This window comes from Streptomyces sp. NPDC048590 (genome assembly GCF_043199535.1).
Classification (GTDB): Bacteria; Actinomycetota; Actinomycetes; order Streptomycetales; family Streptomycetaceae; genus Streptomyces.
Genome location: NZ_JBICWC010000020.1, coordinates 55,806 through 72,851 on the forward strand (window position 1 = coordinate 55,806; position 17,046 = coordinate 72,851).

13 protein-coding genes and 4 tRNA genes are annotated in these 17,046 nt (G+C 70.4%); 11 read left to right on the top strand and 6 right to left on the bottom strand.

Going from position 1 to position 17,046, the window contains the following annotated elements:
- Nucleotides 1–68: 68 nt before the first annotated feature.
- The 5 genes from ACGFNN_RS34460 (at nt 69) to ACGFNN_RS34480 (ending at nt 2,510) form a co-directional block, all read left to right on the top strand.
- On the top strand, nt 69–419 hold the full coding sequence (locus tag ACGFNN_RS34460; protein ID WP_393561878.1) for a metallopeptidase family protein: 351 nt from the start codon (nt 69–71) through the stop codon (nt 417–419).
- A gap of 195 nt (nt 420–614) precedes the next feature.
- A complete protein-coding gene (locus ACGFNN_RS34465; RefSeq protein ID WP_393561879.1) occupies nt 615–2,144 on the top strand; it encodes a metallophosphoesterase in 1,530 nt (509 codons plus the stop codon).
- An 80-nt stretch (nt 2,145–2,224) separates the two neighbouring features.
- Nucleotides 2,225–2,297 (top strand) — tRNA-Glu (locus ACGFNN_RS34470).
- A 39-nt stretch (nt 2,298–2,336) separates the two neighbouring features.
- A tRNA-Asp gene (locus ACGFNN_RS34475) sits at nt 2,337–2,411 on the top strand.
- A gap of 22 nt (nt 2,412–2,433) precedes the next feature.
- Nucleotides 2,434–2,510 (top strand) — tRNA-Phe (locus ACGFNN_RS34480).
- Between the two features lie 38 nt (nt 2,511–2,548).
- Here ACGFNN_RS34480 and ACGFNN_RS34485 read toward each other — a convergent pair.
- The gene (locus ACGFNN_RS34485) at nt 2,549–3,394 is read right to left on the bottom strand and encodes a cytochrome c biogenesis CcdA family protein (RefSeq protein WP_393561880.1); all 846 of its coding nucleotides are present in this window, start codon (nt 3,392–3,394) and stop codon (nt 2,549–2,551) included.
- Nucleotides 3,391–4,149, bottom strand: a complete 759-nt coding sequence (locus ACGFNN_RS34490) for a DsbA family protein (RefSeq protein ID WP_393561881.1) — start codon at nt 4,147–4,149, stop codon at nt 3,391–3,393. Before ACGFNN_RS34490 ends, ACGFNN_RS34485 begins: the two co-directional genes overlap by 4 nt.
- Before the next feature lie 276 nt (nt 4,150–4,425).
- On the opposite strand from ACGFNN_RS34490, the gene hrpA reads away from it, so the two are divergent.
- The 3 genes from hrpA to ACGFNN_RS34505 all read left to right on the top strand — a co-directional run bounded on the left by hrpA (nt 4,426) and on the right by ACGFNN_RS34505 (nt 9,041).
- Nucleotides 4,426–8,373, top strand: a complete 3,948-nt coding sequence (gene hrpA / locus ACGFNN_RS34495) for an ATP-dependent RNA helicase HrpA (RefSeq protein WP_393561882.1) — start codon at nt 4,426–4,428, stop codon at nt 8,371–8,373.
- A gap of 116 nt (nt 8,374–8,489) precedes the next feature.
- Nucleotides 8,490–8,564, top strand: a tRNA-Asp gene (locus tag ACGFNN_RS34500).
- 141 nt (nt 8,565–8,705) lie between these two features.
- Nucleotides 8,706–9,041, top strand: a complete 336-nt coding sequence (locus ACGFNN_RS34505) for a DUF6274 family protein (RefSeq protein WP_393561883.1) — start codon at nt 8,706–8,708, stop codon at nt 9,039–9,041.
- A 572-nt stretch (nt 9,042–9,613) separates the two neighbouring features.
- Here ACGFNN_RS34505 and bldC read toward each other — a convergent pair.
- Both bldC and ACGFNN_RS34515 read right to left on the bottom strand, forming a co-directional pair.
- Entirely contained in the window at nt 9,614–9,820 is a 207-nt protein-coding gene (gene bldC, locus ACGFNN_RS34510) for a developmental transcriptional regulator BldC (protein ID WP_003949541.1), read from the bottom strand.
- A gap of 661 nt (nt 9,821–10,481) precedes the next feature.
- A complete protein-coding gene (locus ACGFNN_RS34515) occupies nt 10,482–11,327 on the bottom strand; it encodes a hypothetical protein (RefSeq protein ID WP_362672057.1) in 846 nt (281 codons plus the stop codon).
- Nucleotides 11,328–11,502: 175 nt separating this feature from the next.
- Between ACGFNN_RS34515 and ACGFNN_RS34520 the strand changes: the two genes are divergently transcribed.
- Together ACGFNN_RS34520 and ACGFNN_RS34525 are read left to right on the top strand one after the other, a co-directional pair.
- Entirely contained in the window at nt 11,503–12,600 is a 1,098-nt protein-coding gene (locus tag ACGFNN_RS34520; protein ID WP_362551651.1) for a Glu/Leu/Phe/Val dehydrogenase dimerization domain-containing protein, read from the top strand.
- A 347-nt stretch (nt 12,601–12,947) separates the two neighbouring features.
- Complete coding sequence (locus tag ACGFNN_RS34525; protein ID WP_073750911.1) at nt 12,948–13,205, top strand: DUF3073 domain-containing protein; 258 nt, start codon at nt 12,948–12,950, stop codon at nt 13,203–13,205.
- Nucleotides 13,206–13,349: 144 nt separating this feature from the next.
- Here ACGFNN_RS34525 and purM read toward each other — a convergent pair whose 3' ends face one another.
- Nucleotides 13,350–14,423 carry a phosphoribosylformylglycinamidine cyclo-ligase gene (gene purM / locus ACGFNN_RS34530; protein WP_393561884.1) on the bottom strand — a complete coding sequence of 358 codons (1,074 nt, stop codon included), beginning with the start codon at nt 14,421–14,423 and terminating at the stop codon, nt 13,350–13,352.
- 60 nt (nt 14,424–14,483) lie between these two features.
- On the bottom strand, nt 14,484–16,010 hold the full coding sequence (gene purF, locus ACGFNN_RS34535; protein ID WP_362551657.1) for an amidophosphoribosyltransferase: 1,527 nt from the start codon (nt 16,008–16,010) through the stop codon (nt 14,484–14,486).
- A 701-nt stretch (nt 16,011–16,711) separates the two neighbouring features.
- On the opposite strand from purF, the gene ACGFNN_RS34540 reads away from it, so the two are divergent.
- On the top strand, nt 16,712–16,804 hold the full coding sequence (locus ACGFNN_RS34540) for a putative leader peptide (protein WP_352303411.1): 93 nt from the start codon (nt 16,712–16,714) through the stop codon (nt 16,802–16,804).
- Nucleotides 16,805–17,046: the final 242 nt, after the last annotated feature.

The following is a 17,046-nucleotide window of genomic DNA, read 5'->3' on the forward strand; positions in this document are numbered from 1 at the left end:
ATCGCCGCGGCGCGGACGGATCGCGCCTCTCCCACCCCGAAACGCCGTCGCTCACGGAGAATGGCCACGTGCTGGAGATGACGCGAGAAGCCTTCGAAGAGCTGGTGGCCGACGCCCTGGACACGATCCCGCCCGAGCTGACGCGGATCATGGACAACGTGGCGGTCTTCGTCGAGGACGAACCGCCGGCCGAGGACCCGGAACTCCTGGGACTCTACGAGGGGACCCCGCTCACGGAGCGCGGCGAGTGGTACGCGGGCGTCCTGCCGGACCGCATCTCGATCTACATGGGGCCGACGCTGCGGATGTGCGAGGACCCCGACGAGGTCGTGCACGAGGTCGCCGTGACCGTGGTCCACGAGATCGCGCACCACTTCGGCATCGACGACGAGCGCCTGCACGAGCTGGGCTGGGGCTGATCCCGGCACCGGTCGGGCTCACCAGCGCGCCTCGCGGGCGGGACGGAGACCAGGCCCGAGGGCCGTGGACCGTGCCAGGGCGCGGTCCACCGCCGCCAGGGCCTGCGACGGAACCGCCCCCGGACGGCCACCCGCCCGGCCCACAGCATCCTCCGCGCCCGCATGCCGGGCCCCCGATCGGGGCATACGCGCCCAATGGCACGCCTGTTCCACGCCGCAGCCGCCCGTGTCCGCCGACTCCACCGCTCACCCGCCGCAGAGGCCTCCGGCGGCATCGCCCCGGCCGCCCGTCCCTGGAAACGGGCGTTCGGCCTGCTGGCCGTGGTCGTGCTGGGCGCCTGGCTCGGGCTGCTGGTCGTGGGCAATGTGCGCGTCCCCGTCGGCCCGATGGACACGACGATGACCCTGCGGCCGTCGGTGAGCGGCGGAACCAAGATCAACGTGTCGCCGCTGGGCGCCCTGGAGCTCGACTCGCACCACGCCCCGCTCCGCCTCGACGTGGACGTGGACCAACTGGACCCGGAGCGGTCCCAGGCCCTGGTCAAACACCCCGAACGCCTCTCCGGCCTTCAGGACGAGGTCACCGGCGACGTCGCCACCGGCACCCGTGAGCTGGCCGTGCGCGCCTGCGTGGCCGTGGTCTCCGGCGCCACCGCCCTGGGGCTCGTCGTCTACCGCCGTCCGCGCCGCGCACTGGCGGCCGGGGGACTGGCGCTGCTGCTGCTGGGTGCCACGGGAGTGAGCGCGTACGCGACGTGGAACCCCAAGTCGGTCCTGGAGCCGAAGTTCTCGGGGCTGCTGTCCAGCGCCCCCTCGGTGGTGGGCGACGCCCGCTCCATCGTCACCGACTTCGACGTCTACCAGCGGGAGCTGGCCCGGCTCGTCACCAACGTCACCAAGCTCTACGACGCCACGTCCACGCTCCCCGTCTACCAGCCGGACCCGGAGACGATCCGGGTCCTTCAGGTCTCGGACATCCACCTCAACCCCGCGGCCTGGCACATCATCGGCTCGCTCGTCGAGCAGTACGACATCGACGTGATCATCGACTCGGGGGACACGATGGACCACGGGACGGCCGCGGAGAACGGCTTCCTCGACCCCATCCGCGACCTGGGCGCCCCCTACGTGTGGGTGCGGGGCAACCACGACTCCCAGGAGACCCAGAACTATCTGCGGAAGATGAAGAACGTGCACGTGCTGGACGAGGGCAGGGCGGTCTCGGTGGCCGGTCTGCGGATCGCGGGCACCGGTGACCCCCAGTTCACCCCGGACCGCACCCGCCCCCTCGGCGGCAAGGCGTCCGAGGAGCTCGCCGGAATGCGTCTCGCCTCGGCGGTGCGCGACCAGAAGCGCGCGGGCACCCCGGTGGACATCGCGGTGACCCACGACCCGACCGCGGCGCGCCAGACGGACGGCGCCGTCCCGCTGGTGCTGGCCGGCCATGTGCACCACCGGGTGAACGAACTGCTGCCGCTCGGCACCCGCCTGAAGGTCGAGGGCTCGGCCGGCGGCGGGGGGCTGCGCGCGGTGCAGAACGAGAAGCCCGAGAAGGTGCGCGCCTCGGTGCTCTACCTGGACCGCCCCACCCGGCGTCTGCAGGCCTGGGACGAGATCACCCTCGGCGGTCTCGGCCTTACGACGGCCGAGGTCAGCCGCCATCTCCCGGAGGAGAAGCTCAGGGAGCCCTCCCCCTCGCCGAGCGTCCCGACGCCCTCCCCGTAAACCGTTTTGGCGATAGCTCCCCCCATCCCATATGCTTCTCACGTCCCCGACGCGCTGGAAAGCGCGCAGGTGGGCCCTTAGCCCTCATCGTCTAGTGGCCCAGGACGCCGCCCTTTCAAGGCGGTAGCACGGGTTCGAATCCCGTTGGGGGCACGCTTTACCGTGTGCGAGACTTGTCTCGCACATTAGCTAGGTCCTGTGGAGCAGTTTGGAGTGCTCGCCACCCTGTCAAGGTGGAGGCCGCGGGTTCAAATCCCGTCAGGACCGCTGCAGCTTGTACGAGCTGCGTGGCTGGGTAGCTCAGTTGGTACGAGCGATCGCCTGAAAAGCGATAGGTCGCCGGTTCGATCCCGGCCCCAGCCACCACACGAAGGCCCCGTCCGAGGACGGGGCCTTCGGCGTGCTCAGGCGGCCTCCTCCCCCTTGCGCCCGGTCCGTCGCCGCCACAGGTGGAACGCGACGGCGAAGAGTGCGGCCGCCGCGACGATCCCCAGCGCCACCCCGTCCGGCACCCGCTCACCGGCGCTCCGTGCCCACCGCTCGGCGGCGAACGACTGGTCCACGTCGAGGAGTCCGGGCAGGGCGGTAGTTCCGTCGAACACCAGGAAGAGCGCCCCGAGCCCGACGAAGAAGAGGCCGGAGAGCAGCGAGCTGCTGTGCACCTCGAAGCGCCCGGCGCGCAGCGGACGGCCCCGGAGCCAGACCCTGTGCCCCAGGTCGAAGCGCTCCCAGAGCAGGGCGAGGACGAACAGCGGGGCCGCCATGCCCAGCGCGTACACGGCGAGCAGCAGACCGCCGTAGACCGGGCTGCCGCCGAGAGCGGAGACGGTGAGGACGCTGCCGAGGATCGGGCCGGCGCAGAAGCCCGCCAGTCCGTAGACGGCTCCCAGTGCGTAGACGGAGAGTGCCGTGGTCGGCCGGATCCGGCCGCTGAGGGAGGCGAGCCGCCGGGAGGCGAAGCCCCGCCCTGCGATCTGGGCCAGCCCGAGCGCGATGATCAGCCAGCCGGCGCCGAGCACGAGTGCGTCGCGGTGGCCGTGGAAGAGGCGCCCGGCGTAGGAGCCCGCCGCACCGAGCGGGACGAGTGTGGTGGCGAGGCCGGCGTAGAAGATGCCGGTGCGCGCGAGCAGCCGTGCGGTGGAGTCGACGGAGTACGCGAAGAACGCCGGGAGGAGCAGCGCGCTGCACGGGCTGACCAGAGCCAGCAGACCTCCGAGCAGCGCGGCGAAGTAGCCGATTTCCAGGGTCACTTCGCGGGGTCCCCGGCGCTGCCGACGTTCGCTTCCTCCGCCGCGGCGGCCTCGATGGCCTGGGTGAAGACGGCTGTGGGCTGGGCTCCGGCGAAGGGGCGCCCGTTGATCAGGAAGGAGGGTGTGGACGTGGCGCCGATCCCGTAGGCCTGTTCCCGGTCCTCGGCGACCGCCCGGACGGCCTCCGGGCTGCCGGTGTCGCGTTCGAACCGGTCCAGGTCCTTCACGCCCGCCTGCCGGGCGAGTTCCCTGAGCCGGCCGGCTCCGAAGCCCTTGCCCTCGGCGTCCTCGGCGTAGGCCGCGCGGTGGAAGGCCCAGAAGCGGTCCTGCCGCCCCGCCGCCCAGGAGGCGCGGGCGGCGGCCTCGGACTCCTTGCCGAAGATCGGGAAGTTGCGCCACTCGATGCGCAGCGTGCCGCTGTCGACGTACCTCTTGATCAGTTCGGGTTCGGTGTCCCGGGCGAACTTCCCGCAGTAGCCGCACCGGAAGTCGGCGTACTCCACGAGGACGACCGGCGCGTCGGTGCGGCCCCTGGCCAGCTTGTCGCCGGCGTCGCGCCGGGCGAGTTTCGCCAGCTCCCGGTAGAGGCCGGGGTCCTGCCCGGCCGTCGCCGCCGTGGCGGGGGTGTCGGAGGCGGGGTTGTCGGGCGCGGTCGCCCGGTAGGAGACGAAGCCGAGCAGGCCGGCGGCGAGCGCGGTGACGAGACCGAGGAGAACCGGCTTGCGGGCGGAGGGACGGCGGGCGGGCGTGGGCATGCGGCGCTCCGTGCGGGTACGTGGGCGGGAGCGGGGTTCCGGGGATCCGCTCGGGTGCGGCGCGGGGACCCCGGGTCCCGCCGGGCCGGCCGGGCCGGTCACCGGAGGTCCTCCGGTGCCGGATCGCGCCGGGGGGCATCAGTTGTCCGGAATGGTACGACGTGTGACCGTTCGACTGCCCTGCGTGACAGTGATGGTCCGTAGCGGGTCGGGGACGACGGGCCGGGCGAAATAGGTTCGCCACTCCTCGCGCGCGGGTGAGATCCTGGGATCCGTATGTCTACTTCCTTCGCCGATCTCCAGTCCCAGCTCGGGCAGCTCTCGCTCCGCGACGCGCACCGGCTCGGCCGGCGTCTCGAGGGTGCCCGCCGCATCCGCAAGCCCGAGGCCCGTCAGTCCGTGCTGGACGAGATCTCGGCCGAGGCCGGGAAGGCGGCCGAGCGCCTCTCGGGCCGCGCCGCCCGGATGCCGGCCGTGTCGTACCCGGAGCAGCTGCCGGTCAGCCAGAAGAAGGACGAGATCCTGGAGGCGATACGCGACCACCAGGTCGTGATCGTCGCGGGTGAGACCGGCTCCGGGAAGACCACCCAGATCCCCAAGATCTGCATGGAGCTGGGGCGCGGTGTCCGGGGCATGATCGGGCACACCCAGCCCCGCCGGATCGCGGCACGCACGGTCGCCGAGCGCGTCGCCGAGGAGCTGAACTCCCCGCTCGGTGAGGCCGTCGGCTGGAAGGTCCGGTTCACCGACCAGGTCGACCCGGGCGCGACCTTCGTGAAGCTGATGACGGACGGCATCCTGCTCGCCGAGATCCAGACGGACCGCGAGCTGCTGGCCTACGACACGATCATCATCGACGAGGCCCACGAGCGGTCGCTGAACATCGACTTCCTGCTGGGGTACCTGGCCCGGCTGCTGCCCAAGCGCCCCGACCTCAAGGTCGTCATCACCTCCGCGACCATCGATCCGGAGCGGTTCGCCAAGCACTTCGGCGAGGCCCCGATCGTCGAGGTCAGCGGGCGGACGTATCCGGTGGAGGTCCGCTACCGCCCCCTCCTGGAGGAGGACAGCGAGGACTCCGACCGGGACCAGATCACCGCGATCTGCGACGCGGTGGACGAGCTGGACCACGAGGGCCCGGGCGACGTCCTGGTCTTCCTCTCCGGCGAGCGGGAGATCCGCGACACCGCGGACGCCCTGAACAAACGCAAGCTCAGACACACCGAGGTGCTCCCCCTCTACGCGCGCCTGTCCCACGCGGAGCAGCACCGGGTCTTCCAGCGCCACACCGGACGCAGGATCGTCCTGGCCACGAACGTCGCCGAGACCTCGCTGACCGTCCCCGGCATCAAGTACGTGATCGACCCGGGCAATGCCCGGATCTCCCGCTACAGCCACCGCACCAAGGTGCAGCGCCTGCCGATCGAGCGGATCTCCCAGGCCAGCGCCAACCAGCGCAAGGGCCGCTGCGGCCGTACGTCGGACGGCATCTGCATCCGGCTGTACTCCGAGGACGACTTCCTGACCCGCCCGGAGTTCACCGATCCGGAGATCCTGCGGACCAATCTCGCCTCCGTCATCCTGCAGATGACCGCGGCGGGCCTCGGCGACATCGAGAAGTTCCCCTTCATCGACCCGCCGGACCACCGCAACATCCGCGACGGCGTCCAGCTCCTCCAGGAGCTCGGCGCGCTGGAACAGGGGGAGAAGGCTTCCGGAGAGGGGAAGAAGGGGCAGCGCCTCACCGATCTGGGCCGCAAGCTCTCCCAGCTGCCCGTGGACCCGCGGCTGGCCCGCATGGTCATCGAGGCGGACAGGAACGGCTGCGCCCGCGAGGTCATGGTCATCGCGGCCGCGCTCTCCATCCAGGACCCGCGTGAGCGCCCCTCGGACAAGCAGACCCAGGCGGACCAGAACCACGCGCGCTTCAAGGACGAGACGTCGGACTTCCTGGCGTTCCTGAACCTGTGGCGCTACATCCGGGAGCAGCAGAAGGAGCGCGGCTCCTCCAGCTTCCGGCGGATGTGCAAGCAGGAGTACCTCAACTTCCTGCGGATCCGCGAGTGGCAGGACATCTACACCCAGCTGCGCACGGTCGCCAAGCAGATGGGCATCGCCGTCGAGGAGCCCAAGGGTGACGAGTCGATCCCCGAGCAGGCGGTGCACACCTCGCTGCTGTCCGGCCTCCTGTCGCACGTCGGTCTGAAGGACACCGAGAAGAACGAGTACCTGGGCGCCCGCAGCGCCAAGTTCGCGATCTTCCCCGGTTCCGCGCTGTTCAAGAAGCAGCCGCGCTTCGTGATGTCGGCCGAGCTGGTCGAGACGTCCCGGCTGTGGGCGCGGGTCAACGCGAAGGTCGAGCCCGAGTGGATCGAGCCACTCGCCCAGCACCTGCTGAAGCGCACCTACAGCGAACCGCACTGGGAGAAGGACCAGGCAGCGGTGATGGCCTACGAGCGGGTCACGCTCTACGGGGTCCCCATCATCGCCCAGCGCAAGATCAATTTCGGCCGTATCGACCAGGAGGCCTCGCGCGATCTGTTCATCCGCAACGCCCTGGTCGAGGGCGACTGGCGCACCCACCACCAGTTCTTCCACGACAACCGCAAACTGCTCGGCGAGGTCGAGGAACTGGAGCACCGGGCCCGGCGCCGCGACATCCTCGTGGACGACGAGACGCTGTTCGACTTCTACGACCGGCGGATCCCCGAGCACATCGTCTCCGGCGCGCACTTCGACTCCTGGTGGAAGCACAAGCGCCGCGACGAGCCGGACGCGCTCGACTTCGAGCGCTCGATGCTCATCAACGAGAAGGCCGGGGCGGTCACCAAGGACGACTACCCGGACTCCTGGCGCCAGGGGAAGCTCAAGTTCCGGGTGACGTACCAGTTCGAGCCGGGTGCGGACGCCGACGGGGTCACCGTCCACATCCCCCTCCAGGTGCTCAACCAGGTCACGTCCGAAGGGTTCGACTGGCAGATCCCGGGCCTGCGCGAAGAGGTGGTGACCGAGCTCATCCGCTCGCTCCCCAAGCCGATCCGCCGGCACTACGTACCCGCGCCGAACTTCGCGACGAGGTTCCTGGACCGTGCGGTCCCCCTGCAGGAGCCCCTTCCGCTGACGCTCGCCCGCGAGCTCCAGCGGATGGTCGGCGTACCGGTCACCGCGGACGACTTCGACCTGTCCCGGATCCCGGATCACCTGAAGATCACCTTCCGGATCACCGACGAACGGCGCCGGAAGGTCGCCGAGGACAAGGACCTGGAGGCCCTCAGGCTGCGGCTGCGTCCCAAGGCCCGCCAGGCCCTCTCCAAGGCCGCAGCGGCCACCGCGGGACCCTCGGGAGAGTCCGTCGAGCGCTCCGGACTCACCGACTGGACCATCGGCACCCTGAACCGCGTCTTCGAGACGCGCCGCGCGGGCCAGCCGGTCAAGGCGTATCCGGCCCTCGTCGACCAGGGGGCGACCGTCGCCGTACGGCTCTTCGACACGGAGGCCGAGCAGCAGCAGGCGATGTGGCGCGGGACCAGGAAGCTGATCCTGCTGAACGTCCCGGTGAACCCGTCGAAGTTCGCCTCGGACAAGCTCACCAACCAGCAGAAGCTCGCCCTGTCCCGTAATCCCCACGGCTCCGTCCAGGCGCTCTTCGACGACTGCGCCATGGCGGCGGCGGACCGGCTGATCGCCGCGCACGGCGGTCCGGCCTGGGACGAGGCGTCGTTCCGGAAGCTGTACGACAAGGTGCGCGCCGACCTCGTGGACCTCACCGTCCGCACGATCGGCCAGGTGCAGCAGATCCTGGCGGCCTGGCAGGCCTGCGAGCGCCGGCTGAAGTCCACGAACAGCCTGGTCCTGATCAACAACGTCACCGATGTACGCGACCACCTGGCGCGCCTGGTCCCGGCCGGCTTCGTCACGGCGACCGGGCTGAAGCGGCTGCCCGACCTGATGCGCTACCTCGTCGCCGAGGACCGTCGCCTCCAGCAGATGCCGACCAACGTCCAGCGCGACACCACGCGCATGGAGAAGGTGCACGAGATGCAGGACGAGTACGCCTGGCTGCTGGAACAACTCCCCAAGGGGCGGCCCGTGCCGCAGGAGGTCCTGGACATCCGCTGGATGATCGAGGAGCTCCGGGTGAGCTACTTCGCGCACGCCCTCGGGACGGCGCAACCGGTCTCCGACAAGAGGATCGTGAAGGCGATCGACGCCGCCGCGCCCTGAACCTCCCCCTCCGTTCGCTGTAACGGGACCGGCACCGTGGGTGAGTTCGACCTGGCCGGTGCGGGTCCTGTACAGTCTTGCTTCGCAGCAGGCCGCAAGGCAGGCAGCGAAAACCTGGTCCTGTGGAGCAGTTTGGAGTGCTCGCCACCCTGTCAAGGTGGAGGCCGCGGGTTCAAATCCCGTCAGGACCGCATGTGACGTAAGCCCGGATCCCCTGGATCCGGGCTTACGTGCTTCTTGACGCGGGCCCCTGCCGCCGGTAACTCCGTAGGACGGAGTCCGCTCCTGTTCCCTCAGACGCGGGGCGGCCGGTCCACCGGGAGGCCGCACGCATGTCTGCGCCCGCGGAACGACACGAGACCCGCGCGCTGCTGCGCGCCCATCTTGCGGCCGCGTCCGGCTACCGCCACCTCACGCGGCACTGCCCGATCTGCCACCGCCTGCTGCGCCTGGCCCTGGAGCCCCTGACGGACCCACAGGCGCCGCCCGACGCCTCGGGGCCCGGCGACGCGACCGAGGCGCCGCGCGCCCTCCAGGAGGCCACCGGGGTGCCCGGACGGTGCCTCACGGAGGATCCGCCCCCGGCCCGGCTCCCCACGAACCGCCCCGTCGCCGAGGGGGGCCCCGAGAGCCGGTCACCCGGGGACGAAAGTCCCCCCACGACATGACCATCTCCCGCAGCCGAACGCCCCGGTGGAGTGGCAGGCTCGGAGTTGGCGGGGCAGCAGGGGTGTGACGGGAGTCACTGAAACTGTTTTTGGACAGTGTGACTTTACGCGCTTCCTACAACTGGCCAATTTAATATGTGCAATTGCACTACCTTCGGCGTACATCCCCGGCCGTTTCCACCCGAGCCGCCCAGGGCACCCGGGACCGGGCGAACAGGCCCGAACGGACCCTCACGCGACCGCCCGGGAGACACTCCCGGCGGCCGGTTCGGACAGGACGCGGAGAGCCGACCGGCAGCCCTCCACGGGGGCCGGACACCGGTCGGCAGCCGGCGTCAGGGACGCGAGCGGCCGGTCGCGGCACACAGGGCCGCGGCACACCTGGCGGGGTCCCGGCAAAAAAGAAGATCGCGCTGGACCCGGCGGAGTCCAGCGCGATCTGACGACATACCCAGTGGTGAGAGGCATGGCACCCGTTGGGGCGGGCACCCGTCGTATGGAGCTGTGGTGTGGGCCACCGAGGGTTGGGGGACCCTCCGGAGCCCGGTTACGGCTGCGGCGACAGGGGTGTATCAGGCCTCGCTGCGCTGCTGCGGGATACCTGCAAGCAGTGCGCGGACCTCTGCCTCGCGGTACCGGCGATGTCCACCGAGCGTGCGGATGGACGTGAGCTTGCCAGCCTTGGCCCAACGGGTGACCGTCTTCGGGTCCACGCGGAACATCGTGGCGACCTCAGCCGGGGTCAGCAGCGGCTCGGCATCAGGGGTGCGAGCGGTCATGAGCGGCCTCCTCGGGAGAACCGAACCTTCTCGGTTCTTTCCTCTAAATTCTGCACCTTGACCCGCGTTGCCCGAAATGGCGGACGCGGGCCGAGTCGGTTATAGGACGAACGGCTTGTCCTCGGCACTACAACTACACCATCCGTCCAGCCACGTCGGCCAAACCGATGGAATTGCCCTCCCAGGTGTTCATCAGCGACGGAAGCCGATGGACCATGCCATAGCGGACAGTCACGCCCCAGTAACGATCAGTCACAGGGCAACCAGGAGTCCACAGAAGTCGCCAGACCCCCCATAGCGTGCAATGCTGAGCATTCCGCCCATAGTTGGGCGGACAGAGTCCTCCCCGGACTCCTTGTCCTATTTTGGCATGAGGAGTAGGGAAGGGCGCAAGGGCCCCGTTAGTGCTATCCATCACGCTTGAGCCAAAGGCCCGGTTCGGGACGTAGGTCCCGGGGCCTCGCGACTGCACTCCGGCACCAGTTGTCACACGCGTCACATCCGACGCAGGTTCACGGGCTGTCAGTTCCCCTCAGGGCATCTCCGTTCACCTCCGCCGGCCTCCGGCGGCGCCCTCGGATGTCGGGCACCTCACAGGATGTCTCTTCCCTGCCGTTGGCGCCTCTATGCGACGGTGCGTTCCAGTTCACACCGGTTCGGGCTAGTTGGAGGATTGTAGGTCCCGCACCGCACGCCAGCGGTCCGCGAGCCTCCCGTAGGCGGCGCCCGCCGCGTCACCGTCCCCCGAGCGCAGAGCCGCGATGCCTTCGGCGACGTCGGCCGCCGACCGGTCCCCGGCGAGCTGCTCCCCCTTCAACGCGTGGACGAGACCGCCGTAGTCGAGCTCGACCATGGCGCGCGGATGGAACTCCTCCAGCCAGCGCCCCACCTCCACGAGCCCCTCGGTCAGGGGCCCTTCGTCCACCGTCTCGCGAAGCGTCCGCAGCGCGCGGGCCAGCCGGCGCCGCGCCTGGACCATCGGGGTCCGGTAGCGGAGCAGCGGCCGGACCCCGTCGTCGGTTCCCGCGACGTACTCGCGCTCCTCGTCGTCGAAGAGGACGAACCAGCGCACCGGCACGTGCCACACCGTCGTCCGGATCCAGGGGCGGGCGTCCGGGTTCCGCTCGGCCCACCGCTCGTGGTCCGCCTCCACCTGGCTCCGCACCACCGGGGGCAGCACCGCGTCCAGCACGGTGGCCGGAAACAGCCCCCCGAGCTCGCCCATGGCCAGCCATCCCCGCATCCGGGTCCGCCACGGACAGACGCAGATCCCGCCGTCGACGACCGCGACGAAGGCGTCCCCGCTCTCGTGCACCGGCACCGGCACCGGAGGGGTGGGGACGAGGTCCGCCAGCGAGCGGCGCAGTTCGTCCTGGGCCGTGGGGAGATCAGCCCGCCTCGCGTACCGCGTCCAGTGGCTCCGCTCCGGTTCGGGGAAGGCGGCGAGCGGCTCGTACACCCGCAGGTAGGACGCGTAAGGGACGAGCACCGAAGACACCACCGACATGCCGTAGATCGTGTCACGCCCGTACTCCACAGGAGGGTGATCCCGGGCACGGGAGCCGTCACGCGCCTCACGAGGACATACCCTCATGCCAGCCGGACCGACCGCTGCCGGTCGGACCGGGGCCCTCCCCACCTTCAGGAGGGTCTTGTCCGCCTCGTACTTGGGAGTCACCACAGTGACCGATGTGACCGGCGTGCCCGCCACGGCAGATGTCCTGCGCACCCTGTTCCACTCCGACCAGGGGGGCCACGAACAAGTGGTCATCTGCCAGGACCGTGCCAGCGGCCTCAAGGCCGTCATCGCCCTGCACTCCACCGCCCTGGGCCCCGCCCTCGGCGGGACGCGCTTCTACCCTTACGCCTCCGAGGAGGAGGCCGTCGCCGACGCGCTGAACCTCTCGCGCGGGATGTCGTACAAGAACGCCATGGCCGGCCTCGACCACGGCGGCGGCAAGGCCGTCGTCATCGGTGACCCCGACCGGATCAAGTCGGAGGAACTCCTCCTGGCCTACGGGCGGTTCGTGGCCTCGCTCGGCGGACGCTATGTGACGGCGTGTGATGTCGGCACGTACGTCGCCGACATGGATGTCGTCGCCCGTGAGTGCCGCTGGACGACGGGCCGCTCCCCGGAGAACGGCGGCGCCGGCGACTCCTCGGTCCTCACCGCGTTCGGCGTCTTCCAGGGCATGCGGGCCTCCGCCCAGCACCTGTGGGGCGACCCCACCCTGCGTGGCCGCAAGGTCGGTGTCGCGGGCGTCGGGAAGGTGGGGCGCCACCTGGTCGAGCACCTGCTCAGCGACGGCGCCGAAGTGGTCGTGACCGATGTACGGGAGGAGTCCGTGCGAGGGATCACGGATCTGCACCCCCAGGTCGCCGTGGCGGCGGACACCGACGCGCTGATCCGCACCGAGGGCCTCGACATCTACGCCCCCTGCGCGCTCGGCGGCGCGCTGAACGACGAGAGCATCGCCGTGCTCACCGCTCGGGTGGTGTGCGGCGCGGCCAACAACCAGCTCGCGCACCCGGGCGTCGAGAAGGACCTCGCCGACCGGGGCATCCTGTACGCGCCGGACTACGTGGTGAACGCCGGAGGCGTGATCCAGGTCGCCGACGAGCTCCACGGCTTCGACTTCGACCGGTGCAAGGCCAAGGCCACGAAGATCTTCGACACTACGCTGTCGATCTTCGCACGTGCGAAGGCCGACGGTATTCCGCCGGCCGCGGCCGCGGACCGGATCGCCGAGCAGCGGATGGCGGACGCGCGCCGTCGCTGACCGTTCACCGGAGTGTCACCGCGAGCCCCCGTCGCCGGGCCGAGAGGCCGTCGGGCGGCGGGGGCTCCGCGCGCCCGGGGAGGAACGGGAGGCCGGAGGGAGACAAGACTCACTCCGGTCGGCGGGTCGGACGTCCGCAAGAGGTTAAAATCGGGGTTGACCAGCGAGGACGGGCTCCTCCGCGGTCCTGTGGAAAGGCACGTGATGCGGGCGGCGTACCGTATGGCCGAGGAAGCAGGTACCGTTAAAGCCACGGGCGCGGTCTCTCAGCCGAGAGTCCGTCCTGAAACATGAACGCGTGTCAAGACTCTGGGGCCGTCGAGCCCCGTCACCGAGGGGGTCGAGCCATGGGGCGCGGCCGGGCAAAGGCCAAGCAGACCAAGGTCGCCCGCCAGCTGAAGTACAGCAGCGGCGGGACGGACCTGTCGCGTCTGGCCAATGAGCTGGGCGCATCGCCTTCGAGTCAGCCACCGAACGCGGAGCCGTTCGAGGACGACGACGAGGAAGATGACCCGTACGCACAGTACGCGGATCTGTACAACGACGACGAGGACGCGGACGAGGACGAACAGTCCGGTCCGTCGTCACAGCGCCGCGGCGCTTGACCTCGCATTGACACATCAACCCGGTCCGGGCCTGCCCGGACCGGGTTCTGTGCTGTCCAGGCACCGGTGGGCGAGCCGTTTCCGTGGGCGGCCCGGGCGTAGGCCCCTGGTCCGGTGGAGGACCGGACCAGGGGTCACCAGGTCCTACCGCGCGTAGTCGCCCGTCAGCTCGGCGCCCGTCGCGTGGTCGCCGCGCTCGGTGATCTCGCCCGCGACCCAGGAGTCGACACCCCGGTCGGCCAGCGTCGTCAGAGCCGCGTCCACCGAGTCGGCCGGGACGATCGCGATCATGCCGACACCCATGTTGAGCGTCTTCTCCAGCTCCAGCCTCTCGACCTGTCCGGCCTTGCCGACCAGGTCGAACACCGCGCCGGGGGTCCAGGTGGAACGGTCGACCGTGGCGTGCAGCCCGTCCGGGATCACCCGGGCCAGGTTGTTGGCCAGGCCGCCGCCGGTGACGTGGCTGAAGCCGTGGACGTCGGTGGTGCGGGTCAGCGCGAGACAGTCCAGGGAGTAGATCCTGGTGGGCTCGAGCAGTTCCTCGCCGAGCGTCCTGCCGAACTCCTCGACCTGACGGTCCAGGGTCCATCCGGCCCGGTCGAAGACCACGTGGCGTACGAGCGAGTACCCGTTGGAGTGAAGCCCGGAGGACGCCATGGCGATGACGACGTCACCCTTGCGGATGCGGTCGGGGCCCAGCAGGCGGTCCGCCTCGACGACACCGGTGCCGGCTCCCGCGACGTCGAAGTCGTCCGGGCCGAGCAGGCCGGGGTGCTCCGCGGTCTCGCCGCCCACCAGCGAGCAGCCGGCCAGGACGCAGCCCTCGGCGATGCCCTTGACGATGGACGCGACCCGCTCGGGGTGCACCTTGCCGACGCAGATGTAGTCGGTCATGAAGAGCGGCTCCGCGCCGCACACGACGAGGTCGTCGACGACCATCCCGACGAGGTCGTGGCCGATGGTGTCGTACACGCCCATCTGGCGGGCCAGATCGACCTTGGTGCCGACACCGTCGGTGGCCGAGGCGAGCAGCGGGCGCTCGTAGCGCTTGAGCGCCGAGGCGTCGAAGAGACCGGCGAACCCGCCGAGACCGCCGAGGCCGGCGACCTCGGGGCGCTGGGTCTTCTTCACCCACTCCTTCATCAGCTCGACGGCGCGGTCACCGGCTTCGATGTCGACGCCCGCCGCGGCGTAGGAAGCACCTGTTGTCTCAGACATGGCCCGGGATCTTTCGTGTGGGAATACGGGGCTGGTGGGGAAGCAGCCGGCCGGTCCGGATCACGGACGGCGCAGCGCGTCGGACGCCGCGGTCGCGGCGGGTCCTGCCGCCAGCTCGGTCTCCAGCAGCTGCTTGCCGAGCAGCTCGGGGTCCGGGAGCTCCATCGGGTATTCGCCGTCGAAGCAGGCGCGGCACAGGTTCGGCTTGTCGATCGTCGTCGCCTCGATCATCGAGTCGATCGAGATGTAGGCGAGCGAGTCGGCCCCCATGGAGGTGCCGATCTCTTCCACGGACATTCCGTTGGCGATCAGCTCGGCCCGTGTCGCGAAGTCGATCCCGAAGAAGCAGGGCCACTTCACCGGCGGGGAGGAGATCCGGATGTGGATCTCGGCGGCTCCCGCCTCGCGGAGCATCCGGACCAGGGCCCGCTGGGTGTTGCCGCGGACGATCGAGTCGTCGACGACCACCAGGCGCTTGCCCTTGATGACTTCCTTGAGCGGATTCAGTTTGAGCCTGATGCCCAGCTGGCGGATGGTCTGTGAGGGCTGGATGAAGGTCCGGCCGACGTAGGCGTTCTTGACCAGTCCGGCCCCGAACGGAATTCCGCTCGCCTCGGCGTAGCCGATCGCCGCGGGGGTGCCCGATTCCGGCGTCGCTATGACGAGGTCGGCCTCGACGGGGGCCTCGGCCGCCAGCTTCCTGCCCATCTCCACGCGGGAGAGGTAGACGTTCCGCCCGGCGATGTCGGTGTCGGGGCGGGCGAGGTACACGTACTCGAAGACACAGCCCTTGGGCTTCGCTTCCGCGAAGCGGGAGGTGCGCAGGCCGTTCTCGTCGATGGCGACGAGCTCACCCGGCTCGATCTCGCGCACGTAGCTCGCGCCGCAGATGTCGAGGGCGGCGGACTCGGAGGCCACCACCCAGCCGCGCTCCAGCCGACCGAGGACCAGGGGGCGGATGCCCTGCGGGTCGCGGGCGGCGTAGAGGGTGTGCTCGTCCATGAAGACGAGGGAGAAGGCGCCCTTGACCTCGGGAAGCACCTTCGCGGCGGCCTCCTCGATGGTGAGCGGCTTGTCGTCCTCGTCTCTCTGCCCGGCGAGCAGGGCGGTCACGAGATCGGTGTCGTTGGTCGCCGCGACCTGGGTGGCGCGGCCGTCCTTCCGGGGAAGGTCGGCGACCATCTCGGCGAGCTGAGCCGTGTTGACCAGGTTGCCGTTGTGACCCAGGGCGATCGAGCCGTGCGCGGTGGCACGGAACGTCGGCTGCGCGTTCTCCCACACCGAGGCACCGGTGGTGGAGTAGCGGGCATGACCGACCGCGATATGGCCCTGGAGCGATCCCAGAGACGTTTCGTCGAAGACCTGCGAGACCAGTCCCATGTCCTTGAAGACCAGGATCTGCGACCCGTTGCTCACTGCGATGCCCGCGGACTCCTGTCCACGGTGCTGCAGGGCATACAGTCCGAAATAGGTGAGCTTGGCGACCTCTTCGCCCGGAGCCCAGACACCGAAGACGCCACAAGCGTCCTGGGGGCCCTTCTCTCCGGGGAGCAGGTCGTGGTTGAGTCGTCCATCACCACGAGGCACGGCACCGAGTGTAGGCGAGATCGACCACCGGTCCGAATTGGGTGAGCACCCCCGACCGGCCACGACCACGGCGGCGGGATCCGGCCCGGCACGTGTCGGACGGTCACTCCGGGTGATCATGCTCCGGGGCGGCGCTCCTCCCCGACGGGCGTGCGGCCGCCACAGCCCGGGATGGGCACCGGTTACCGGCGGGTCGGACGCATCGGCCTCCCAGGTCCGCGGACCTGGCCTCGAACCCGTCGTCCGCCGTTCCGGGTGCCGTGGCAAGACGGAGCCGGGACCTCTTTTCGTGGCGAGCCTCACACCGCGATCCCTCCCGCGGTGCACCTCGGCACGCCTCGTGGCGCGACGGGGACCCGCCGAACGGCGCGCCCGTTACGGGATGTTCCACGCGAAGCGCCCACCGGGCACGGGGCGCGTGGCCTCCGTGGGACGCCGGGCGCTCCCGATGTCCGGAAGCGTCAGGACCCTCGGCCACGATCCGTACCGCGAACGCGTCGCCGTCCGGCCCCGGACCGGGGTGATGCTCGGGCCGGCCGGCCGTAGCGCCGGCGCGTCATCACCGCCCGGTCGCACCGAGCGGCACGGCTCCGAGACCGGCCCCCCACCCTGTCCGCCTCTGCCCCGCCACGGCCGACCGACTGTCCGGAGGGCGAGATCACCATTGACATGCCCCCGGCCCGTTGGCAGTCTCCTTGCCCATGCAGCCCCTCGGTGACCGCTCGGTCACGCTCGTGGAGCGCCGCCACGTCGATCTGGGACGTGTCGCGAGCGCCATCTGTCGCTGCGCCTGAACCGACCGCACCCCCTGAGCCCTCTCCCGGCATCCCGGTAACTCCGGCTCACCTGCGGTCATTTCCGCGTTTCTACGCCTTTTCCCCTTTCCCGCCCTGACGGACGCGCCCGCCGCCCGCGCGCCCTCACGACGGTTCCCACCTTTCGGGGGGGGGGGGGGGGGGGGGGGGGGGGGGGGGGGGGGGGGGGGGGGGGGGGGGGGGGGGGGGGGGGGGGGGGGGGGGGGGGGGGGGGGGGGGGG